Raw genomic sequence first — 21394 nt, forward strand, 5'->3', positions numbered from 1 at the left:
CCTCCACCACGCCCACCTTCGCCCTCCCCTCCCCGCTCCCCGAGGAGACGGACGCGAAGACCGGCCGCCGCAAGAGCGCCAAGGCGGAGGCCGCCGCCGTCCAGGAGCGCATCGCGCCCAAGAAGCGCATCGCGGACGCGGAGGACGCCGACACCGCCGCCCCGGCTCCGCAGACCCCCCAGGCCCCGCAGGCTCAGGACGACGAGGAGGCCCCGCGCTTCATCAAGCGCGAGCTGCCCCGCCCCCGCGGCCGCTTCACCCGCGTGGAGGCCCAGCGACTGTCGTTCTTTGAACTGACGCGCGCGGAGGGCAAGGAGACGCTGGAGGCCGCCATCGAGGCCACGGAGCACCGCTACTCCCTCCTGCGCACGCTGGAGCACCGCTACAACGGCCCGCGCGGCGAGCTGACCCAGGTGGACATGGAGAACGTGCTGCGCCAGCACGGCATCATGGAGACGCTGGAGGCCCGCGAGCGCACCAACATCCAGACCGCCTACGCCTCGCAGCGTGGCGCCGCCGGCCGCGTGGCCTGGGCGCTGGGCCTGTCCCCCAGCGAGCTCGAGCGGCTCACCCACGCGCTCAAGCTCGAGGACGAGGTGGAGGCGATGCGCGAGCGCTTCCGCAACGAGGTGCTGGCGACGTCCCACCTCACCCACCGGTTGGATCTGCTCGGCCGGGACAAGTACCTGGTGGACCTGGGCATCCAGAAGCGCTTCGCCGACGCGCTCCGCAAGGAGCTGGAGCGGCTGGCGAAGGATGCCCTGCCGGACGCCACGGATCTGCACTCGCTGGCCAACGTCGTGGGCCGCAAGCACGGCGCGCCCGCGGAGCTGATCACCCGCGCCTTCGAACGCCTGAACCTGACGGAAGGCCTGCGCAAGCAGCTCTCCGCCCAGGCCCAATCCCCTTCGCACTGACTCATCGAGACGAGGTACCCACCCCATGCCCATCTACGAGTACGGCTGCTCGGCCTGTGGAAAGACCATCGACGTCCTGCAGAAGATGTCCGACCCGACGCCCCCCGCATGCACCGCGTGCGGCGCCCAGGGCACGCTGAGCAAGCAGGTCAGCCGCTCCAGCTTCCACCTCAAGGGCGGCGGCTGGTACTCGGACCTGTACGGCTCCACGAAGAAGGACGGCGGCGGTTCGTCATCGTCGTCCTCCTCATCGGCGCCCGCGGCTTCCACGCCCGCGGCCTCGTCGTCGGGAAGCAGCACGGCGGCCAGCGCGCCCGCGGCCGCTCCGAGCACGCCGTCCGCGTCCGGCGACAAGTCGTAGCGCCCGCGTCCCACCGCCCCCGGCTGAAAATTCGCTGGGGGCGCGGGGAGACCGCACACTTCGGGCGTGCCCTTTCCTCCCTCGAAGCGTCCCCCCCGCCACTGCGCGCTGTGCGGCCATCCAGAGCTGACGGATGCGCGGGGGCAGGGGCGGTTCCTCCTGGTCGCGGACCCGCATGGCCGGGGTCCCGTGTGTCCTCCGCAGCGGGGCTGCCGCGACGGCAAGCTCGTGGCGAAGGACACGCCAGCGCTGACGCAGGCCAGCCGCTAGGCTAAGCAGACACCTTGAGCGCGCGCGTTCCTCCCCGCGTGCCTCCAGGTGCCATGCCGCGTTCCTTCCGCTCGCTGTCGTCCCGTCTCCTGGTGCCGCTGCTGGTCGTCGTAGTCTCCGCCGGCTGCGCGTCCGCCACCCGCATGTCCCCCGAGGATCGCGCCTCGCTGGACCGGACCCTCACCGGCCCGGACGCGGAGCAATACCTGCGCGTCTCCGCGTACCTGACGCCCTTCTTCGGGGACGCGTCCAAGCGGCTGCTCACGCCCTACCCGCCGGAGGACGTGCGGCTGGTGGACGACACCCAGGGCAAGCCCATCTCCCCCGGACCCATCCAGGCCACCCTCCCCGCCGGCTCGCGCGTGCGGATCACGAAGGTGGAGTTCCCCACCGCGTGGGTCGTCACCGAGCGCGTCCTCTACTCCCCGCGCACCTGGCCGTGGGTGTACGTGACGGTGGAGGGCGCGCCCGCGGGCGAGCAGGTGGTGCTGGTGCTGCCGCCCAATCTCGACCGGCCGGACGCCTTCCGCGCGGAGCTGGAGAAGACGCTGTCGCCCCACTCGCCCAAGGATCAGCTGGACGGCTTCGGCGCGGCGGTGAAGGAGGCGGTGCGCACCAAGAAGCTGGTGGCGGACATGCCCGCGGACGCGGTGCGCATGGCCTGGGGGCCTCCGGAGTCCGTGCGGCGCACGCTGGAGGGCACCGCGAAGAACGAGGAGTGGCGCTACACCGGGGAGCGCCGCAAGGCGTTCCTCACCGACGGACGGCTGGTGCGCGCCGAGGAGGCGGGCAGGTCCGTGTTGCCGTAGCGCCTAGCGCCGGCCGCCGCGGCGGTGCTGCTTCTTGCCGCCGCCGCCACCGCCCTTGCGCTGGGCCTGGGCCTCGCCCGGACGGGTGAGGCGGGGCAGCTCGCCGGCCATCACCGGCCAGTAGTCGCCCTTGAGCAGCTCCTCCACCAGCTGCGCCTGGGTGAGCACGTCGCGCTTGAAGAAGGTGGCGCCGCGGCCCATCTCGTCCAGGGAGCCGCGCGCATCGCTGCCGCCCACGCAGGGCAGCTTGAGGACGTCCGCGGCCTCGACGGCCAGGTCGTTCGCGGTCTGCTTCACCTTGGCGTTGTAGCCTTCCACGGCGCACAGCACGCCCGACAGCGAGCGCACGTAGTCCATGGCGGGGTTGGGCACGTCACGGTCGAACGGGCGGGCGGCGATGATGGCCGCGCCCATCCCCTTCACCTTGGGAAGGCACTCGGCCGCGCTCCAGGGCTTCTCCCGGTTGCTGCCCCACATCTGCACGGGCTCCGGCGCCAGCTCCGGCTTCGGGAAGAAGCACAGGTATTGGCCCCGGTCCGTGACGAGCTCCAGCCCGACGAAGACCTTCACCTTGGATTTGGCGCCGATCTCGAAGAGCTCGTCGCAGCCGTCCTGGGTGTTGGTCTCCGTGAACGCCACCGCGTCCAGGCCGAACATCGCCGCCCGCTCCAGCACGGCGCGCGGCTCCAGTTCGCACCCCTTGGACAGATGGGAATGGGCGTGTAGGTCGATGAGCATGGGCGACGCGTGCCTAACAGGCCTCCCGGGGCCTGTCGAGCCCGCGCGCACACGCCCTTCAGGCGTAGGCGTAGGACTGGAAGTTGCCCTGCTTGGCCTGGCTGTTCTTCTCCTCGTACGTGCGGATGAGGTAGCCCATCAGCATCAGCGAGGACGTGTTCTCCAGCACCCGCGACGGATCCTTGGAGATGAGGTTGGCGCTGTAGTTCAGGAAGAACTGCGCCAGCTCCTCGCCCGCTTCCTTCACGATGAGGGCGTTGAGCGCACTCGGCTCCATGGTGCGGATGGTGTTGATGAAATCGACCGCCAGGTCCTTCTTCGTCTTCATGTCCACGGTCCTGCCCCCTTTTTCCGCCCATGCCCCTGAAGCCGTGAATGGCCCCGGGCCCCCGCCCCAATTCCACGAACCGGGTGCGACCGGGTGAACCTATGCATGCCGCTGGACCTGCAAACCCCCACCCCTCCGCGCTCTCCCGCTCGCCCTCGGATCCGACTTTTGGTCCGCAGCATTTTTGACACCCTGAAAAGGCGTGTGCGATAACCCTCGGTCAAGCCTTTTCTCACCACCGCACAAGGAGTGGCAGGCGATGTTCACGGGCGTGAAGGTCTTCTCCGCGACGAAGGCCAAGGAGCGGGAAGAGTTGGGTGAGAACGTCACCCGCTGGATCAAGAGCAACGCGGACCTGGAGATCGTGGACCGGGTCGTCTGCCAGTCCTCCGACAACGAGTTCCACTGCTACACCTTGGTGTTGTTCTACAAGCACGCGAAGCCGCCGGCCTGACCGCCGCGCCGCTTCTGGCCACATCCCGGGCCCGACCTCTTCCGGTCACGCACTTTTCCGGTGCGTGCGGGGAGGCCGGGCCTTTCCATTTCCGTATGTTATGGTCCGCGCCGTGGCGCGCTTCGGGGACGACAGCGGGGAGGAGGACCGGCAGCTTCGCACGGACGCCCTGCCGGCGATGCGCTCGGCGCGGGTGCGCGTGCGGCTGCTGGTGCTGTCCGGACCGGACGCCGGCCACAGCTACCCCCTGGCCCCCGGACGCTACCGCGTAGGCGCGGATCCCGGCTCGGACGTGGTCATCGCGGACCGGGCGGTGTCGCGCAGCCACCTGCTCCTGGACGTGCGGGAGGACAGCATCCAGGCGGTGGACGTGGGCTCGCGCAACGGCTCGTTCTGCGAGGGCATGCGCTTCACCACCCTGGAGGTGCGCCCCGGCGCGGTGCTGACGCTGGGCACCACGGAGCTGAAGCTCGTCCCGGAGGGAGAGAAGGCGAACACCCTGCCCCTGTCCAACCGCGAACGGTTCGGCAACCTGGTGGGCCAGAGCCGCCGGATGCGCGAGGTGTTCACCCTGCTGGAGCGCGTGGCCCAGGGCGAGTCCGACGTGCTCATCCAGGGCGAGACGGGCACCGGCAAGGAGCTGTGCGCGGAGGGGCTGCACCTGAACGGCGGACGCTCCAAGGGACCGTTCGTCATCGTGGACCTGGCGGGCGTGGCGCCGCAGTTGCTGGAGTCGGAGCTGTTCGGCCACGTGAAGGGCGCCTTCACCGGCGCGCAGTCGGACCGGGCGGGCGCCTTCGAGCGCGCCCACGGCGGCACCCTCTTCCTGGATGAAGTGGGCGAACTGCCGCTGGAGGTGCAGCCCCGGCTGCTGCGCGCGCTGGAGCGCCGGCAGGTGAAGCGGGTGGGCGCCAACGACTACCGCTCGGTGAACGTGCGCGTGGTGGCGGCCACGCACCAGGACCTGGAGGGCGCGGTGAAGGCGAACCGCTTCCGCGGGGACCTGTTCCACCGGCTCGCGGTGCTGCGCGCCACGCTGCCGCCCCTGCGCGAGCGGCCGGAGGACATCCCGCTCCTCATCGACACCGTGCTGGAGCGCATGGGCAAGCCGCCCAGCGCCCTGTCGGACCAGACGCGCGCCCTGCTGGCCCAATACCCGTGGCCGGGCAACGTGCGCGAATTGCGCAACGTGGTGGACCGGGTGGTGAGCCTGGGCGAGTCAGCGCTGCCGGACATGCCGGACTCGCCTCGCGCGCGGCCCGCCCTGTCTCCGGACCTGGACCCCGAGGACACGCTGTCGCTGGCGCTGGAGCTGCCCTTCAAGGAAGCGAAGGAGCGCCTCATCGAAGGCTTCGAGCGCGACTACCTGCGCACGCTGCTGGAGCGGTGCGGCGGGAACGTCTCCAAGGCGTCGCGCGAGGCGGGCATCGACCGCGTCTACCTGCGGAAGCTGCTGCGCAAGCACGGACTGGTGTCCGGCCCGGACTGACGGCGGTCCCCTGCCCCCACCAGGAGTCACGGTCGCCGTGGCCCGGGAGACACTGGGGGGGACCTCCCTGCCAGGGGTGGTTGTCGGCCCGGGTTTCCGCCCCATCTTGGGGGCACACCAACGCACGCGAGGTGGGTGCCATGCGCCAGGGATGGGGGAGGTGGCTGTTCGTCGGGGGGCTCGTGCTGGGTGTCAGCGCGTGCCAGTCGCGGGACGGGGCCGTCGCGGAGAGCGGCATGGTGCCGGCGCTCGCCGTGTTCCAGACCCGGACGGAGCCGCTGACGGAGGAAGGCACCGGCGGGAGCGGGAGCGTGGGCGAGGCGGTGGCCCAGGAGGTGCCGGACTTCTACGGCACGGTGACCCTCTCAGGCACGCGGGGCTTCACGGTGCGCGACGACGACGGCGTGGAGCGGCCTTTCGAGGTGGCGCCCTCCACGCGCATCCTGCGCGACGGCAAGCGCGTGGCCCGCGCCCAGCTGCAGCCGGGCGTGCTGGTGCACACGACCTACGGCGAGCGGCTGGGGACATGGGTGGCCACCGACGTGGAGATCTACTCCGGCACGCCGTCAAAAGATCTGACCGCGGCGGCGCCGGTGAAGCGCTGACGCGGACGCGGCGGTCCGTCAGTAGACGGCGAGCGCTTGCGGCAGGTGGTAGCTGACGATGGTGAGCACGGGGATCTTCGGACCCTCGTCCTCGTCGTCGGTGGTCATGCCGGAGGTGACGCGCAGGCCGTCGAAGCGCGCGAGGATGACGTAGTCGCGGCGGGTCTCCAGGAAGGGATCCGGCGCGGCCAGCCGGCCCAGGGCTTCGCGGCCGGTCTCCTCGGAGAGGTTGTCGTAGGTGCGCTCGGAGGCGGACTGGGTGGTGCTCTCGCGGGTGAAGATGGTGCCGCCGACGCGGCCCTCGCCGGTGAGCGCCGTGCGTCCGCCCAGGTCCCCGGAGGACTGCGTCACGGTGTCGGTGTTGTACGCGATGCCGACCTCGCGGCGGGAGCCCACGGACTGGAGGCCCTGCTCCACCAGCCACAGCGTGGGGCGCTCTCCTTCCGAGCGCTGGTCGGCCACCTGCGCGCGCAGGAGCACGTAGCGGCCGCGGTAGGTGTCCGGCTGGGCGACGGCGGACGCGAGCGAGAAGATGGGTACCTTGCGCGCGTGGAGCAGGCGCAGCTCGCCGTCCACGCTGCCGCCGCGCTGGGCCACGACGCGGGCGATGAGGTTGGCGGCGTCCGGACGCACGCGCAGGTCCTCCGCCCAGGCGCTGCCGAGCACGGCGCCCAGCTGCGTGAAGCCGGGGGCCTCCGCGCAGACCTTGAGGGCCAGCCACGCGTCGTCGCGCGAGGTCGCCTGGAGCCTGCGGGCGGCGCCCTCACAGGTGGCGGGCGTGGGGAAGCGCGCCAGGAACGCACGGGCGTCATGCGGCGACGGGGGCGGCTCCTCGGCGGCGACGGAGCGCCTTTCTGCGGGCGGAGGTGTCGTCGGCGGGGGCGCGTCCGTGAGGGCGCGGTCCTCCAGCGCGACGTGGGAGTGCGAGGCACCGCAGCCGGTGGCGAGCGCACCCAGGAGGGTCAGCAACGGAAGACGGGGCATGGCGCGGGGCTCCTTGAAGTGCGGTTCGGCGGGCTACAGCGCGGCGGAGTCGGTGTGCTGCGTGCTCGCGCGCGACGGCGCCTGGCGCGGAATGGACGCGGACGAGGGCAGCATCATGGAGCAGGCGTCGTGGCAGCGGTCGTCCATGCACGCGAGCGTGGTGGGCCCGGCCTGCTGCCGCGACACGGCCGCGTAGCAGCTCTCGCCGGTGCCGGGGCACTGGCTGCGCGCGGCGCATTCACAGCAGGTGGAGGCCACGGAGGCCATCAGCTGCACGTCCTGGAGCACCGTGGACAGCGCGCGGTAGCAGGCGCGGGCCGCGGGCGCGAAGCGGCCCTTGGCGTCCACCACCGGCGTGTTGCCTTCGATGCCGCAGCGGCCCACGACGTCCGCGTACTTGCGCTCGCAGACGGCGACGAGCTTCGGATCCGGGATGCCGTCCCGCGCGTTGCTCACGGCCTCCGAGCAGAGGGCGCGCGACGCGTCCTTCAGCAGCTTCACGTTGGCGGCCTCCTGGTCCGCGTTCGCGGCTTTGGGAGGCAGCACCTCCGCTTCGAACACGCACTCCTTGCCCGCGCGCAGCGTGTCGATGGTGCACGACCACGCGGTGGGAGACGCGTCCACGAGCGGGGGCGCCCCCAGCGCTTCGGGAGGCAGGGACGACGGCGCGGGGCCGGACGGCGCGGCGCCGAGGAAGAGCAGGGATAGGAGCATCGCCTTCATGGGAACCGCAGCGTAGGACGACAGCCCGCGCCGCTCAAACCGCTCCGCCGGGAGGATGTTCGTCCTCCATCATGACCATGGGTCCGGGCGGACCAGTCTCTGGCTTCACCGGAAGCGCCTTCGTGCGGCTGATGACAATGGGCGGCTCGATGAGCCGGGGCGGTGTCGCCCGCGTGTCCGCCGGGTCCGGCACCCACACCGGATCCTCCGGTCCGCTCCCCCGCTTCCACTTGCGCGGCACCCGCCGGAAACCCACCGGGTACACCGTCAGTTGGCCCTCCGTGTCGAAGTGGAGCCGGAGGAAGTTCTTCCAGTCCGGAATGGACAGCGACGAGAACGCCTCGTTGGGGTGACAGGAGAACACGTTGAGCGACAGCAGCAGGTACACGCCCACCACCAGGGGCCCCACCAACGCGCCGCCGCCCAGCAGCAGCAGTCCGCTGAGGAAGTCCCGCCGCAGGCTCCACTGGAGCTCCGCCGCCAGCGGCGCGGCGATGGCGGACACGCCCCAGGTGAGCAGCAGCGCCGCGGCCACGTGCGCCAGGCCATGCACGACGCCAGCGGCCTTCTTCCAGAGCGGTCCCCTGCGGCCGTCCGCGAACGCCACGGTGCCCAGCACCACCCCCGCCCCCAGCACCAGGGAGCCCGTGCTCTGCAACGCCGCGTTGATGACCTCCCGGAACGAAGGCGCCCCCACGGCGCCCTCGTTGAGGTTCGCGGCGATGCCCCAGCCCAGCAGCGTGTAGATGACGCCCATGAAGGCGCTGAACCACGGGTTGAGCACGGGGAACAGCAGGTTGCGCCAGGTGAGCCGCTGCGACGTCCGCTGCGGCGGGTAGCACTCCTTCAGCTCGAAACCGCCCGGCCGCCGGTCCACCTTCGGCAGGTGCGTGGGGTGCAGGAAGGCCCCTCCCCCACCCGCGACGATCTTCTGCCGCCCATCCGCGTCCTCGTGCCGGCGGTAGTGGTGCAGGTCTCCCGCGAGGAAGATGCTCACCTTCTTGCCCAGCACCTTGCGCTCCAGGAAGTCGATGTTGTTGTCCAGGAAGCCGCGGCCCGCGTGGGGCATCACCTGCTGTTTGATCCACGCCGGCTCCGCGTTGCAGAGGATGACGCGATCCGTGTCCTCCATGCACGCGGCCACCTTCTGGAAGAACCTCACCTGCGGCGCGTCCAGATCGGACTCCAGTTGCATGTCCGTGCCCAGCAGCCACCAGCCGTGCGGCAGCTTCAGCGCGAAGTAGCTGCGCCGCTGCTGCGTGCGCCAGCCGCTGGAGAATCGGCCCTGGCAGAACAGGCGCGTGAACGACACCAGCCCGTCGTACCAGTCGTGGTTTCCTGGCACCGCGAACAGGTGCGGCCGGTGGCGCCGCCGGTTCAAGGCGTCCTCGTACGGCACCACCGTGCGCGCCTGGTACTCCTCCACGCTCGCGGTCGGATAGACCTCGTCCCCACCGAACACGAGCACGTCGCCGCCCCGGGTGACGTGCGTCCTCCCGGAGTCATCCGTCAGCTCCAGCTCCGGCGCCATCACCGTGGAGGCCACCGCGTAGGTGGAGTCCCAGCCGTCGCCCAGGTCCGACACGTAGTCCAGCCACAGCTCGTCGCGCGGGTGCTTGGACGCGTCCAGCGAGTAATCAAACGCCAGCTTCTGGGGCTGCGACACCGCGTCCAGCAGCCGCCGGTCCGCCTGCCTTCCGAACGTGCCCGACAGGAGCGCCTTCAGGCCCGACTTCACGAGCACGGCCGGGTCGAACCACGACACCATCGGCTTGCCCGGAGGCGTCTCCGACGGGGGCCCGGGCCGCGTGCGCCGGCCCGGGATGCGGCTCACATCGGAGGCGCGGACGGCCATGGCCCCTCCTCCGGTGCCCGCCACGCACGTCCCCGCGTGGCGCGGCGGTGCGAATCGATGAGCGCATCCGCGAAGCGGTCCGCGAGCGCGGCGATGGTGAGGCTCGGGTTGGGTCCGGTGGGGCCCGGCATCATCGCGCCGTCGACCACGTAAAGCCCCGGATGACCAAAGGCCTCGCCCGTCGCGTCCACCACGCCCGTCTCCGGACCGCGGCCCATGGGACAGCCGCCCAGCGGGTGCACGGTGATGACCCGGCTCAAGTAGCTGAGCGGGTTCTGCACCAGCTTGCCCTCCAGCGTCCGGGCAATGTCCGCCATCGAGTGGCGCACCTCATCGAAGTACTCGCGCGAGCCGCTCATCCGCCAGTCGATGTTCAGCATCCCGTCCTCCGTCAGCCGCATGTGGCCGCTGGGGAGGTCGCGCCCCATGCCCAGCAGCGGCAGCGACGTCGCGGAGCCCAGGCAGTCCCCGAGCAGCTCGGCGATCTCCTCGCTCACGTCCGAGTCGCGCGTGAGGCCCGTCCATCCGCGGAGGAGGCGCCACGCCAGCCGCAGGCCGCGCTGCACCAGCGGCACCTGGTGCGCGCCTTCGTAGAGCCAGTTGACGAACTCCGGGTAGCCCGCGTCCTCGATGTAGTAGCCACGGCCCGTGCCGCCCTCCTCCCTGCCCCGGAAGTGCAGCGCGCTGGTGATGACCGGGCCGTGCCCGCCCTCCAGGATGCGCGGCAGCTGCTTGCCGGTGCTCGAATCGTGGCACTGACGCATGAAGCCCAGCAGGTCTCCGTTGCCGCAGAAGCGCGTGCCCAGCTGTCCGCTCAGCCCCGGGAAGTTCCGCTGGTTCTTCAAGAGCAGGAACGGGGTGCCGAACGTGCCCGCGGCCAGCACCAACCGGTCCGCCGTCACGGTGCTGCGAGGCAGCATCGACTGGGGACCTTCACGCGGCACGTCCTCCGGCGTGTCCGTGTGGTCCAGGTAGCGCACCACGTAGCCGCCGCCCTCCGCGGGCCACAGCTCCGTCACCTCCGCGCGCGTGCGAAGCTCCGCACCGGCGCGCTTCGCAGCGGACAGGTACGTGTAATCGAGCGTGTTCTTGCTGCCCGTGTTGCAGCCGATGTCGCACTCGCCGCAGAGATGGCAGGTGGTGCGCGTGCGGTGATGGAGGTTCTCGGGCTCCCCACGGATGGGCTCACCGGGGACGGGCACCTCGCCGGGGTTGCCGAACGTCACCGCCAGCGGCGGCAGCTGCCAGTCACGCGCGCGGCCCAGGCGCTCGGCCGCGAGCTTCATGGCCAGCGTCTTCGCGGTGGACGAGTACGGAGGATGCTCCAGCGGGTAGCGCTGCACACGCATCATCCGCTCCACGGCGTCGTAGTGCGTCTCCAGGTCGGCGCGGGTGACGGGCCAGTCCTCGTAGCCTCCGTCGTGGAGGTCCTCGTGGATGAAGGTCTTCTCGTCCTTGCGCAGCAGCACGTTGGCGTAGATGAGCGACCCGCCGCCCAGCCCCGCGGACACCACGCCGCCCAGCCCCTGGAAGGACCAGAGGTTGAACAGGCCGTGCATCCCCTTGCTCGGGTCCCAGAAGTTGCGGCGCATGTCGTGCGGGCTGCGCGGGAAGGAGCCCGGCGGATACGCCTTGCCGCGCTCCAGCACGCACACCCGCAGGCCGGCCTCCGCCAGCCGCCACGCCATCACCGAACCGCCGAAGCCCGAGCCCACGATGACGACGTCGAAGTGCTCAGCCCTCGTGGCCATGCGTGGCCTCCCCTTCCCTCTCGCGCACCGGAGCCTCCGGGGCGTAGAGGTCCCAGAGCGCTCCCAGGAACAGGTGGCCGAAGCGGGCCACCATGCCCGCGCCCTCCACGCCCCCGCGTGACGAGCGCATGCTGGAGACCAGGTGGAGCAGCTCCCGCATGCCCAGCACCAGGACGCCCGCGCCCACCACCGGGCCTCGCGCGTCCGGGCCCTGGTGCAGGTAGCTGTAGAGGCGCGTGGTGTCGCGCCAGAGATCCGGTCCCGGGTCGTCGCGCAGCGTCTTCGTGCCGTCCAGGAAGTAGTCCTGGCCGTTGGCCTGGAAGCGCAGGCCGTAGGTCATGATCTTCGTGCGCGGATCATCCGTGGCGCGGAAGAGGTTGAAGCTCCCCTCGCGCACGGGCAGGTCCATGCCCAGCGGTTTGTATTGCACGTGCGCCACCAGCCGGGCCGTGTGATCCGGGTCCCGGATGAACGCCTCCATGTCGTCGATGGTGATGGTGCAATGCATGGTGAAGGGCGTGGAGCGCCCGTCATGGGCGCCCGCCTCGGGGTCGGAGGTGCCCATCGCGAGCGGACCGGCCATGGTCTCGCGGAAGGTCAGGTCATAGGCGGGTTCAGTCATCTGCGTGATCTCCGGGGTGAGAGGCAGGCCCTGGGCGTCCGCCACCTTCAGGTAGCGCCAGGCGTCCGAGTAGCCCTGGTCGATGAGGGTCGCGGCCGTGATGTGGCCCGCGTAGAAGTCCGGGTCCAACGGCAGCGGGTGCTCCGGTTTGATGACGTGCACGGTGATGGGCCGCGCGTGTCCCGGCACGTGCTCGCCCGCGAGGATGCGCGCGTTGAGCTCGCGCACCTGCTCCAGTTCGGCGAAGAGCGCGCCGTTCGCGCTCAGCTCAATCATGTGGACGTACTGACGGAAGAAGCCGTCGTGGTAGCGGGGCGTGTTGCCGATGCACCAGATGACCCACACCTCGTCCGCCCCCCGGTGCACGGCCTCCATCACGTTGGCGTCCTGGATCCACACCGAGTCCAGGTAGAGGTGGCCGTCCCTCGCCACGGGAGGCATGAAGAGCGGCAGGGAGATGCCCGCCACCAGCAGGTCGCGGTCCACGTCCGTGTGCGCGATGGCCTCGTTCGTCTTCCGGGCGAAATCGCACACGTTGAAGGTGCCCGTCCGGTCGCGGTTCGCGCGGATGGCGTCCACGTCCACGCCCAGGTGCGGGAAGACGCGCTGGACGATGCCGTCCGCGTCCCCCAGCGCGGTGAGCTTCCAGGGCCGCGCGTATTCATCCAGCGGCATCAGCGACACGAAGTCCTTCACGTCCAGCGTCCGCCACCGCTCGCACATCTCCGCGGGGGACAGCCCTGACATCCACATCGCCAGGGTGATGATTCCGCCCGACGTGCCGTCCGCGTGGGAGAAGGACAGCCGCGCATCCGTCAGCGCGCGCAGCACGCCCGCCTGCCACGCGACGCGCATGCCGCCCCCCGCGAGCACCAACGACCGCCGGGGCGCCTCCGGCGGGGACGCCCGGACGACCTGGCCCTCCCCCAACATCCGCAGGGGGCGCCCCAGCGGCTTGGGCTCGCGGGTCGCATCCGCCACGCGTAGCGCGCTGACGGTGGGAGGACTGGCGGCCTCTGGAGGCGCCTCCTCCGCCTGCGGCTTGAGCACGGTGATGATCTGCTCGCGCTGGCGCAGCGATGCGTAGAACGCCAGCACCAGCACGGCGGACACGGCGTCGAACGCGGCGACCGCCAGCGCCAGCGGCGACAGCAGGCCGCGCCCCACGCCGATGGCCACCATCACGCAGGCCCCCACCTTCTCGAGGCCAGTCCACAGGAACGCGGCCGGGTTCGCGCGAGGCTCATGCAGGCCGTGCAGGAGCAAGCCTCCGAACAACACCATGAACATGCCCACGATGCGGAAGAAGTACGCGGGCGTCGCGGACGTATCCGCGCGCAGCAGGTGCAGCTCCACCCCCGGAATGAGCAGTTGCACCACGCCGGCCACGAGCGTGATCCACCCGATGGCCGCGAGCACCCAGCGCCAGGGACGCCCATTGACGCGGGCCTGACGCTCCAGCCATCGCGACGCGGCCGGGCTCATGCGTGGGCCTCCCGGCGCGGCGGCACGGACAGCCCGAAGCGCCAGTGCTCTCCCGCCGGGTGCTCCGCGCGCAGCATCCGGTGCACGAAGTAGCCCAGCGTCAACAGCCACTGCACCGTCCACAGCCCCACGCGGATGCGGTTCATCCGCATCCACGCGCCCAGCACATCGGTCAGGCGTTCAGGCGACGTGATGCCGGCCGCCATCTCGTCGTTGTACGGGAAGATGTAGATGCGCGTGAGCAGCGTGGCCACCACCACCGCCACCAGCACGCCCAGCGGATACCAGAGCAGGCCCGTCTTGCGCTCGCGCCACGCCAGCACCCCGGCCGACAGCAGCATCACCGCCGTCATCCAGGTGAAGAACCGCGTGGCCGCCTGCACCTGCGGCACGAACTGCAGGTAATAGTTGTCCACCGTGAGCCGCGGCGCGATGGGGAACGAGAAGAGGATCAGCGACCAGCCCGTGCCCAGGTACATGGACGCGCACAGGAACAGCAGGCACGCGTTCGCCAGATTCAGGCCGCCGCCACGCTTCATGGCCGTGATTCCCCGCGCGGGGTGCGCGCTTCCCCAGGCGGCACTGCTTCCTGGAGCGCCATCGGCGGCTGCCCGTTCGACTCCGGAGGCGGCATGGGCGTCTGGTCCTGGCCCAGATCCACCACGCTCTCCAGCCCCTCCGGATACGTGGCGTCGGGGAGCGTGGGCTGGGTGAGGAACCACGCCTCGAAGTGGTCATCCAGCACGCCGCTGGACGCCGGGAAGAACCCGGTGAGGAAGGCGCGCGGGGAGATGCTCAAATCCCGCAGCGCCTGCACGCGCGGGTGGTCTCCCAGCTCCAGCGTCCCCCACGCCCGCTTCCCCATCCGGAAGCCGAAGCGGCCCCGGAAGTAGATGGTGGACTTCATCAGCATGCCCCGGAAGGCGCAGTAGTTCACCGCCGCCATCTTCAGCGGCAGCCACGCGAACTTCGGCCGTTCGATGCGCACGCGCACCGCCTGCTGGCCTCCTTCTTCGTAGCGGCTGCTGACGGAGCCGTCCTCCATCTGGAAGTCCAGCCGGGCCAGGTGCTTGGGCATGCCCCAGATGCCCTTGCCGCCCTTCACGGACACCTCCGTGTTCACCGGCAGGTCCACCACGTACTGCCCCAGGCCGAAGCGCTTCTGGAACAGCAGCGGCAACAGCGGCGGCGCGGGCCTGGGGCCGTGCGTGCATGCGAGCGCGATGCTGAACTCGATGTACGCGCCGATGTCCGTGTGTCTGTAGTCGATGACGGAGATGAGCAGCACGGCCCGGTCGCGCGACAGGCGCAGCGGGTGCAGTTCGTTGCCGGGCAGCAGGTTCGCCGCGCGGCGGGCGTCCACGGTGAAGGCGGCCACCATCGCCGGTGCGCCTTTCGAATCCACCGGCAGCGCGTAGGGGATGCCGTCCACCCGCGAGTAGCGGCCGGACTGTTTCTGGATGCGTCGGGGGAGGAACATGGCGGGCCTTTCGTCAGTCAGTGGAGCACGGGGCGATCCAGCTCGGAGAGGATGAGGGGGAAGACGTCCTGGGAGGCGTGCTTGCCCATGAAGACGTCCAGGTGGCCGTAGCCCGGCAGCATGTGCAGCGCGTGCCGGCCCGGGTGGAAGTGCTCCAGGTGTTCGAAGCTGCGGCGCTGGCTCTCCGCGAGGAAGCACTGGTTCTGCTCGCCCGCGAAGAAGACGAAGCGCGCATCCGTTTCGGGCTCGCGCTCGCCCAGGTCCTCGGGCAGCGCGCGGAAGCCCTCCACTGGCACCAGGTGGCCGGCGCGCACGCACGCGTCCATCTGGCGGAAGAAGCTGAAGGGCACCGGGCCGAACTCGTGCTGGAGCCAGTCGTGCGTGCGGGCGTTCAGGTTCTCGTGCCGCCACAGCACCGGGAAGCCCGTGCCGTAGGTGAAGCTCGTCCAGCGGCAGACCAGGTTCTCGCACTCGTGATGTGTCGCCTGCACCACGCGCGTCAGCATCCGCGCCGTGCGCGTGGGGCCGCCGTAGGCCCACTGTGGATCCAGGAAGGGCGTCAGCTGCGCGACCAGCGGGACGGCGTAGTGCAGCTTCAGCTTCGCGGTCGCGGGCACCACCGGGTGCAGCGACACCGCGTTGGTGATGATGAGGTCCACCTGCGGCAGCAGCCCCGCCACCGCGGCCATGGTGAAGCTGGTGGAGCCCTGGCAGTGGATGATGGCCTTGACCTTGTCCGCCCCCGTCTTCTCCACCACGGTGCGGATGGCGGGCGGGTGGTCCAGGACGGCAGCCTGGTCCAACGTCCACTCGCCCGGCTCCACGTCCATGCTGGCGCGCCAGTTCTCCAGCCACACGTCGTAGCCGTCTTCAATCAGCGCATCGACCACTGTCTGGCGCACTGGCGCGCGGAAGATGTTCCCGCGCACACCGGCTCCGTGCACCAGCACCACCGGCCCCTTGTCCGCCTTCTTCAGACCGCGCAGGTGCACCAGGTGCAACGCGCGGCCGTCGCCCGCGAGGAAGGGCACGATCTCCTCGGAGTAGCGAGGCTCATGAATGGTTTCCGCGGACATGACGGTGTCCCCCCACACCGCAAACGTTGGGCAGTGCGGAGGGTGCGACAACCGGCATGCAACCCCACCCAGGGCTCCGCTTGTTCCGCTCGTTCGAGGCAGCGCGCGACGGCGCGGCGCCTCCCTGTCACTCCGCCCGCGGCAGCCCGCGGAGTGCTATGCGTGAGGCATGAACGCGGACACGGGCTGGAGCGACTACGAGGGCGGCGTGACGCTCGGGGGCATGGGAAGCCAGGGCGGCACCATCGCGCGGGACGAGGGCTTCCGCGACCTCTTGCGCCTGACCTATGAGGCGGACGACTCGCGCTCCTTCCACGTCGTCACCTGCGGCATCTCCGGCTGGCTGGTGCATCCGCGCTTCTTCGACAACGCCGCGGAGGCGCTCCACGCCTTCGAGTCCATGAAGCCCGCGCTGGAGGAGCTGGGCGCGACGCTTCCCGAGGGCGGGCCAAAGTCCCAGGCCGACGGACGGGCAGCGGGTCCGCTGCTCGCTGCCTTCCGCGTGCGCTTTTCCTGAGTCGCGGTCCTTCCGCGCAAGGATTGCTTAAGGTTCACCCGCGATAACCCGGTTCGCCGTCCGGTCATCCCCCGGCGGCCCCGCGAGCGGCACCCCCGCCGCTCCTGGCTCCCGAGCTCCCGGAGGAACCCCGGATGAAGAGCGAATCTCCCAAGGACCCTTCCCCCAAGGTCATCACGCGGCGGAGCATCCTGCGCGGCATTGGCCTGTCACTGGCCGCTGTTCCCGTGGCGAAGCTGCTCGTCGCCTGCGGTGGCGACGACACGGCGGGCGGCGACCCGAACACCGGCGCGGACGCGGGCACGGGCGCCGACTCTGGCGTGGTGGACCCGGGCTTCTGGGCCACGGGCGGCACCGCGGCGATGACGGCCGCGGCGACGTATCCGGACCCGTTCGCCTCCGGCATCGGTACGGTGTGCAACCTCACCTGCGAGGCCACGCTGGGGCCCTGCTACGCGACCACGGTGGATCGCAAGGACATCAGCGAGGGCCACGACGGCCTGCCGGTGCGCCTGTCGTTCCTCATCGTCAACGAGTCCTGCGCGCCCATCCCGAACGCCACGGTGGACATCTGGCACGCCGCGCCGGAAGGCCTGTACTCCGGCGAGGACGCGAGCGACTTCTGCACCTCTGGTGACGCGACGGCCCGCGCGGCGCGGTGGTTCCGCGGCGTGCAGACCACGGATGCCAACGGGCGCGTGGACTTCGACACCTGCTTCCCCGGTTGGTACAGCAGCCGCACCATCCACATCCACTTCACGGTGCGGGTGAACGGCCAGGAGTTCGTCACGTCGCAGTTGTTCTTCGACGACACGACGAACGACGACATCGTCAACAACCAGCCGCTCTACAACACGCGCGGTGCACGCGACACGACCAACTCCAACGACACGGTCATCTCCGCGGACTCCGTGGGTGACTACCTCTTCGCCACCCAGCGCATGGCGGACGGCGCGATGCTGGCATCCAAGACGCTGATCATCCGCTCCTCGCTGGACAGCGCGTCGTGCGCCGTGCCGGGCGGCAGTGGCGGTGGCGGTGGTCCCCCGCCGGGCGGCGACGGTGGCATGGGTCCCCCGCCTGGCTGGGATGGCGGCATGGGGCCTCCGCCGCCGGGCTTCGATGGCGGCATGCCCTGAACTAGGGTGAGCCGGGCCACCCCGGAGGACTCCGGGGTGGCGTGTCCGAAGGGAGGCATGGCGCATGGGCGACCGCATCCTGCTGGTGGAGGATGACGACCCGCTCGGGTCCCAGATTGTCGGGCACCTGCGCGGCGCGGGCTTCGAGCCCGTGTGGTGGCGTGAGGGCCGCCTGCTGGTGGCCGGCGACCTGCCGGACGTGAGCCTCGTGGTGCTGGACCTGATGCTGCCCGGCACCTACGGCCTGGACATGCTCAAGGCGCTGCGGACCTTCTCGGAGGTCCCGGTGCTCATCCTGAGCGCGCGCAACGACACCCTGGACAAGGTCCGGGCTTTGAAGCTGGGCGCGGACGACTACATGACCAAGCCCTTCTGGCCGGAGGAGCTGGTGGAGCGCGTGCGCGCGCGCCTGCGCCGCCCGACCCTGCAGAAGGAACAGGCGGTGGTGGAGGTGGGCCCGCTGCGCATCGACCTTCAGGGGCACACGGTCCAGGTGCAGGGCCGGCCGGTGGAGCTCACGCGGGTGGAGTTCGAATTGTTGGCGGCGCTGGCGCGCAGGCCCCAGGAGGCGGTGACGCGGCAGTGGCTGGTGGAGCACGTGTTGGATCCGGAGCGTGAAGGCACGGAGCGCACGCTGGACGTCCACGTGTCGCGGCTGCGGCGCAAGCTGGGTCCGGTGAAGTGCGTGGAGACGGTGTGGGGCGTGGGCTACCGCCTGGTGCCCGGGGAGGATGCGTGAAGCTGCGGCTGCGGCTGGCGCTCACGGCGGTGGCGGTGACGGTGCCGGCGGTGTTCGCCCTGGTGCAGGTGGAGCACTCGGTGCGCCGCCGCACGACGGACGAAGTGATCATCGCGTCCACGATGTCGCAGATGCAGTCCGGGGGCCGCGAGCGCTGCGAGGCCGCACCCGAGACCTGGATGGTCCGCTCCCGAGCGCAGCGTCCGCCGTGGGAGCGCGAAGGCCTGCCCGACGGGAACGGAGGACCGCCCTCGAACACTCCAAGACCCAACGATGAAGGCCCGCCGAAGTTGGGGGCCAGGGGGCCGCTGGGCCGACGGCTGCCGCCGGTGAGTCTCTATCCCTTCGACGGACAGTTCGTTTCGCGCAACCCGCAGGCCCCCGCGATGGACGAGGAATTGCGCAAGGGAGTGCAGGACGACGGCGTGGGCGTGCGCCGCTACTCCAAGGCGGACGGAGCGCTGGTGCAGGACCTGCTGTTGCGCATGCCCTGGGAAGGAGGGCCGTGCGAGTACGTGCTCGCCCGTCGCGTGGAGCCCGCGGAGTCACCGGAGGTGGGACTGCCGCCGCTGTACATCTGGGGCGTGCCCACGTTCATCCTCCTGTCCGCGATGGTGGTGGCGCTGGGGCCGGTGGTGCAGCGCCTGCGCCGGCTGACGGAGGAGGTGCGAGCCTCGTCGGGAAGCGGCTACGAACAGCCCGTCACGGTGAACGGCAGCGACGAGATCGCGGAGCTGGCCAGGGCCTTCCAACAGGCACGGGCGGAGATCCAGGCGCGGATGGCGCACCAGCAAGCGCGCGAACAGACCCTGCGAGACTTCCTGGCGAACACGACGCACGACGTGATGACCCCGCTCACGGTGTTGCAGGGGCACCTGGCCGCGATGCAGCAGCGCATGCGCGCGGGCGAGCCGCTGGAGTCCGGCCTGATGTTGTCCGCGATGAGCGAGGCGCACTACATGGCCTCGCTGGTGCACAACCTGGGAGCGGCCGCGAGGCTGGAAGCCGGAGCGCCGCAGGTGCAGCACGCGCCCGTGGACCTGAACGCACTGGTGTCGCGGGTGCTGGGCCGGCACCAGCCCATCGCGAGGCCACAGCGCATCGCCCTGGAGAGCGGAGTGCCGGCCACGCCCACCTGGGTGATGGGCGACGAGACCCTGCTGGAGCAGGCCGTGAGCAACGTGGTGCTCAACAGCATCCGCTACGGGCGCGAGGACGGCCACGTGGCGGTGGTGCTGGAGTCAACGCGCCAGCAGGGCTTCAACCTGCGAGTCATCGACGACGGGCCGGGAATCTCCGAGGAGGACCGTTCACGTATCCTGGAGCGCCGCTTCCGTGGCAACGAGGCCCGGACCCGGGAGCCGCAGGGCCAGGGCCTGGGCCTGCACATCGTGCACAACGTGGTGGAGCTGCACGGTTGGAAGATGACCCTGGCGCCGTCCGAATACGGAGGCCTGGAGGTCGCCTTCACCGGCCCGTTGATGCCGCCTCCGGGGTGACGCTCAGGGAGCAGGCTCTCAACGAACCCGAGCTGCTGGTGGCCCGGCTCCTTCTGGCCCAAGCCCCACCGTGTCCGCCCCGCAGCGGGGCGGACACAGTCCAGCTCCCCTCCCCCTCACCGGACCACGAGCTGGACGCGCCCCGGCTGCCCTCCCCCGACAACCCGCTAGCGCATCGCGGCCCGGCGCGCCGGCGTCCGGACCTTCGCGGTCCGGTGAACTCGCGCCTTCGCCGCCGGAATGCGGCGAGCCTTGTGCACCCGCGCCTTCACCGCCGGAATGCGGCGAGCCTTGTGCGCCCGCGCCTTCACCGGGCCCCGGCGCGCGTAGCCCGCGGGCCGCATCGCCTTCTTCGCCGTCACCGCCTTCTTGCGCGGGGCCGTGGCGCGGACCGCGGGCCGCATCACCTTCTTCGCCGCCGGCCGCTTGCGCATCGTCGGCCTCGCCTTTCGCACCGGCGCCATCTCCATCCGCCGCAGCCGCGACTCGAAGCGAGTCAGCGCCGAGCGGAAGAGCGCCGCCTTGCGCCGCGTGTCCAGGCTCCCGCCCATCACGCGGCTCCCCATGGGGACGCGCATGGCTCCACGGCGCACCCGGCGCGCCAGCTTTTCGTACTGGGTCACCATGCCGCGCGCGCGCCGCACCATCCCCATCAGCTCGCGCCGCGACAGCTCCATCAAGTTGCGCGGCGCGCTGGCCAATACCAGCCGCATCTCCCGCGCATTCATCAACGCCGCCCCCGCATCCCGCATCTTGCGCATGTCCGCCCCCCTCCCCGGGTTCGCCAAACAGTCGCAAGGTTTGGGGCCCATACCAGTCACGGCAAGGCACACGCGGCCCGGGCCTGCTCCACTGCCCGTCCCCGCGGAACAGGGGCGCTGTCCTGCACTCAGCCGGACGCGCTCACCGGCCGCGCTTCCAGCAGCACCGCCAGCTTCTCCAGCGCCAGCCGCGCGCGCGTCTTCACCGTGCCCAACGGCTGGCCCGTCTTCTGCGCAATCTCGCTCTGGGACAGCCCGTCGAAGTACGCGAGCAACACCACCTCACGCTGCTCCGGCGGCAGCTGCGCCATCGCCACGCGCACCCGCGCCTGCTCTTGCGCCGCGGAAGCCGAGTCGTCCGGTGACGGAGGCGTCGCGCTCACCGGCGGCGGCTGCTGCGCCACCCCGTCCACCATCCGCGACACCGTGCCCAGCGAACGCAGCCGGTCGATGGCCCGCGTGCGCGCGATGGTCGTGACCCACGTCTCCAGTCCGCCGCGCGCGGGGTCGAACTCGCGCGCGCGCCGCCACACGTCCAGGAAGGTCTCCTGCAGCACCTCCTCCGCGTCCGCGCGCGTGGGCAACAGCCGCACCGCGATGGCGAACGCCCGCGCCGAACACCGCGCATAGACATCCCGCATGGCCGCCGCGCTGCCGAGCGCGACCTGCTTCAGCAGGTCACGGTCGGCCGACAGGTCACTCGCTTGCTGAGCGGAGGAGTCGGTTGGCGCCATGTTCGTCCCGGATACCGCAACCGGAGGGGCGGATCCCAGCTTCAACTATTGGAAGCCG

23 protein-coding genes are annotated in these 21394 nt (G+C 70.8%); 11 read left to right on the forward strand and 12 right to left on the reverse strand.

Annotated elements, in window-relative coordinates; all coding sequences use genetic code 11:
• The 4 genes from D7X32_RS22870 to D7X32_RS22885 all read left to right on the forward strand — a co-directional run.
• Positions 1-917: hypothetical protein (locus D7X32_RS22870; RefSeq protein ID WP_120604696.1), on the forward strand; the 917-nt coding region annotated here is incomplete at its 5' end.
• A 25-nt stretch (positions 918-942) separates the two neighbouring features.
• Positions 943-1278, forward strand: coding sequence for an FmdB family zinc ribbon protein (locus D7X32_RS22875; RefSeq protein WP_120604697.1), 336 nt, complete (start codon positions 943-945; stop codon positions 1276-1278).
• A gap of 66 nt (positions 1279-1344) precedes the next feature.
• Complete coding sequence (locus D7X32_RS22880) at positions 1345-1548, forward strand: hypothetical protein (RefSeq protein ID WP_120604698.1); 204 nt, start codon at positions 1345-1347, stop codon at positions 1546-1548.
• A gap of 53 nt (positions 1549-1601) precedes the next feature.
• Positions 1602-2357, forward strand: coding sequence for a hypothetical protein (locus D7X32_RS22885; protein ID WP_120604699.1), 756 nt, complete (start codon positions 1602-1604; stop codon positions 2355-2357).
• 3 nt (positions 2358-2360) lie between these two features.
• On the opposite strand, the gene D7X32_RS22890 is transcribed toward D7X32_RS22885, so the two are convergent.
• Together D7X32_RS22890 and D7X32_RS22895 are read right to left on the reverse strand one after the other, a co-directional pair.
• Positions 2361-3095 (reverse strand): PHP-associated domain-containing protein, encoded by a 735-nt coding sequence (locus tag D7X32_RS22890; RefSeq protein ID WP_120604700.1) that lies wholly within the window; start codon positions 3093-3095, stop codon positions 2361-2363.
• A 58-nt stretch (positions 3096-3153) separates the two neighbouring features.
• Positions 3154-3429 carry a hypothetical protein gene (locus tag D7X32_RS22895; RefSeq protein ID WP_043321624.1) on the reverse strand — a complete coding sequence of 92 codons (276 nt, stop codon included), beginning with the start codon at positions 3427-3429 and terminating at the stop codon, positions 3154-3156.
• Positions 3430-3682: 253 nt separating this feature from the next.
• On the opposite strand from D7X32_RS22895, the gene D7X32_RS22900 reads away from it, so the two are divergent.
• The 3 genes from D7X32_RS22900 (at position 3683) to D7X32_RS22910 (ending at position 5971) form a co-directional block, all read left to right on the forward strand.
• Positions 3683-3877 (forward strand): hypothetical protein, encoded by a 195-nt coding sequence (locus D7X32_RS22900; RefSeq protein ID WP_014397120.1) that lies wholly within the window; start codon positions 3683-3685, stop codon positions 3875-3877.
• A gap of 100 nt (positions 3878-3977) precedes the next feature.
• A complete protein-coding gene (locus D7X32_RS22905) occupies positions 3978-5366 on the forward strand; it encodes a sigma 54-interacting transcriptional regulator (RefSeq protein WP_120604701.1) in 1389 nt (462 codons plus the stop codon).
• A gap of 140 nt (positions 5367-5506) precedes the next feature.
• Complete coding sequence (locus D7X32_RS22910) at positions 5507-5971, forward strand: hypothetical protein (RefSeq protein ID WP_147450226.1); 465 nt, start codon at positions 5507-5509, stop codon at positions 5969-5971.
• 18 nt (positions 5972-5989) lie between these two features.
• Here D7X32_RS22910 and D7X32_RS22915 read toward each other — a convergent pair whose 3' ends face one another.
• From D7X32_RS22915 to D7X32_RS22950, 8 genes are read right to left on the reverse strand one after another with little or no spacing between them, the layout of a single operon-like run.
• A complete protein-coding gene (locus D7X32_RS22915; RefSeq protein WP_120604703.1) occupies positions 5990-6955 on the reverse strand; it encodes a hypothetical protein in 966 nt (321 codons plus the stop codon).
• 33 nt (positions 6956-6988) lie between these two features.
• Positions 6989-7669, reverse strand: coding sequence for a hypothetical protein (locus tag D7X32_RS22920; protein ID WP_244239142.1), 681 nt, complete (start codon positions 7667-7669; stop codon positions 6989-6991).
• A 43-nt stretch (positions 7670-7712) separates the two neighbouring features.
• Positions 7713-9533: a metallophosphoesterase family protein gene (locus tag D7X32_RS22925; protein ID WP_120604705.1), complete on the reverse strand. Its 1821-nt coding sequence runs from the start codon at positions 9531-9533 to the stop codon at positions 7713-7715.
• Entirely contained in the window at positions 9509-11284 is a 1776-nt protein-coding gene (locus D7X32_RS22930; RefSeq protein WP_120604706.1) for a GMC oxidoreductase, read from the reverse strand. The genes D7X32_RS22925 and D7X32_RS22930 overlap by 25 nt, the downstream gene beginning before the upstream one ends.
• Positions 11268-13391 (reverse strand): patatin-like phospholipase family protein, encoded by a 2124-nt coding sequence (locus D7X32_RS22935; protein WP_120604707.1) that lies wholly within the window; start codon positions 13389-13391, stop codon positions 11268-11270. The genes D7X32_RS22930 and D7X32_RS22935 overlap by 17 nt, the downstream gene beginning before the upstream one ends.
• On the reverse strand, positions 13388-13930 hold the full coding sequence (locus D7X32_RS22940; protein ID WP_120604708.1) for a hypothetical protein: 543 nt from the start codon (positions 13928-13930) through the stop codon (positions 13388-13390). The genes D7X32_RS22935 and D7X32_RS22940 overlap by 4 nt, the downstream gene beginning before the upstream one ends.
• Complete coding sequence (locus D7X32_RS22945) at positions 13927-14871, reverse strand: acetoacetate decarboxylase family protein (RefSeq protein ID WP_120604709.1); 945 nt, start codon at positions 14869-14871, stop codon at positions 13927-13929. Before D7X32_RS22945 ends, D7X32_RS22940 begins: the two co-directional genes overlap by 4 nt.
• Positions 14872-14888: 17 nt before the next feature.
• Positions 14889-15947, reverse strand: coding sequence for an esterase/lipase family protein (locus D7X32_RS22950; RefSeq protein ID WP_120604710.1), 1059 nt, complete (start codon positions 15945-15947; stop codon positions 14889-14891).
• A gap of 169 nt (positions 15948-16116) precedes the next feature.
• Between D7X32_RS22950 and D7X32_RS22955 the strand changes: the two genes are divergently transcribed.
• The 4 genes from D7X32_RS22955 to D7X32_RS22970 all read left to right on the forward strand — a co-directional run bounded on the left by D7X32_RS22955 (position 16117) and on the right by D7X32_RS22970 (position 19841).
• A complete protein-coding gene (locus D7X32_RS22955) occupies positions 16117-16464 on the forward strand; it encodes a hypothetical protein (RefSeq protein ID WP_120604711.1) in 348 nt (115 codons plus the stop codon).
• A gap of 134 nt (positions 16465-16598) precedes the next feature.
• Complete coding sequence (locus tag D7X32_RS22960; RefSeq protein WP_120604712.1) at positions 16599-17603, forward strand: dioxygenase family protein; 1005 nt, start codon at positions 16599-16601, stop codon at positions 17601-17603.
• A 64-nt stretch (positions 17604-17667) separates the two neighbouring features.
• Positions 17668-18342 carry a response regulator transcription factor gene (locus tag D7X32_RS22965; protein WP_120604713.1) on the forward strand — a complete coding sequence of 225 codons (675 nt, stop codon included), beginning with the start codon at positions 17668-17670 and terminating at the stop codon, positions 18340-18342.
• Entirely contained in the window at positions 18339-19841 is a 1503-nt protein-coding gene (locus D7X32_RS22970) for a sensor histidine kinase (RefSeq protein WP_120604714.1), read from the forward strand. Before D7X32_RS22965 ends, D7X32_RS22970 begins: the two co-directional genes overlap by 4 nt.
• Positions 19842-20008: 167 nt before the next feature.
• On the opposite strand, the gene D7X32_RS22975 is transcribed toward D7X32_RS22970, so the two are convergent.
• Entirely contained in the window at positions 20009-20602 is a 594-nt protein-coding gene (locus tag D7X32_RS22975) for a hypothetical protein (RefSeq protein WP_120604715.1), read from the reverse strand.
• A 128-nt stretch (positions 20603-20730) separates the two neighbouring features.
• Positions 20731-21336, reverse strand: coding sequence for a sigma-70 family RNA polymerase sigma factor (locus D7X32_RS22980; protein ID WP_120604716.1), 606 nt, complete (start codon positions 21334-21336; stop codon positions 20731-20733).
• Positions 21337-21394: the final 58 nt, after the last annotated feature.

It is taken from the genome of Corallococcus carmarthensis (assembly GCF_003611695.1).
GTDB classification, from domain to species: Bacteria; Myxococcota; Myxococcia; order Myxococcales; family Myxococcaceae; genus Corallococcus; species Corallococcus carmarthensis.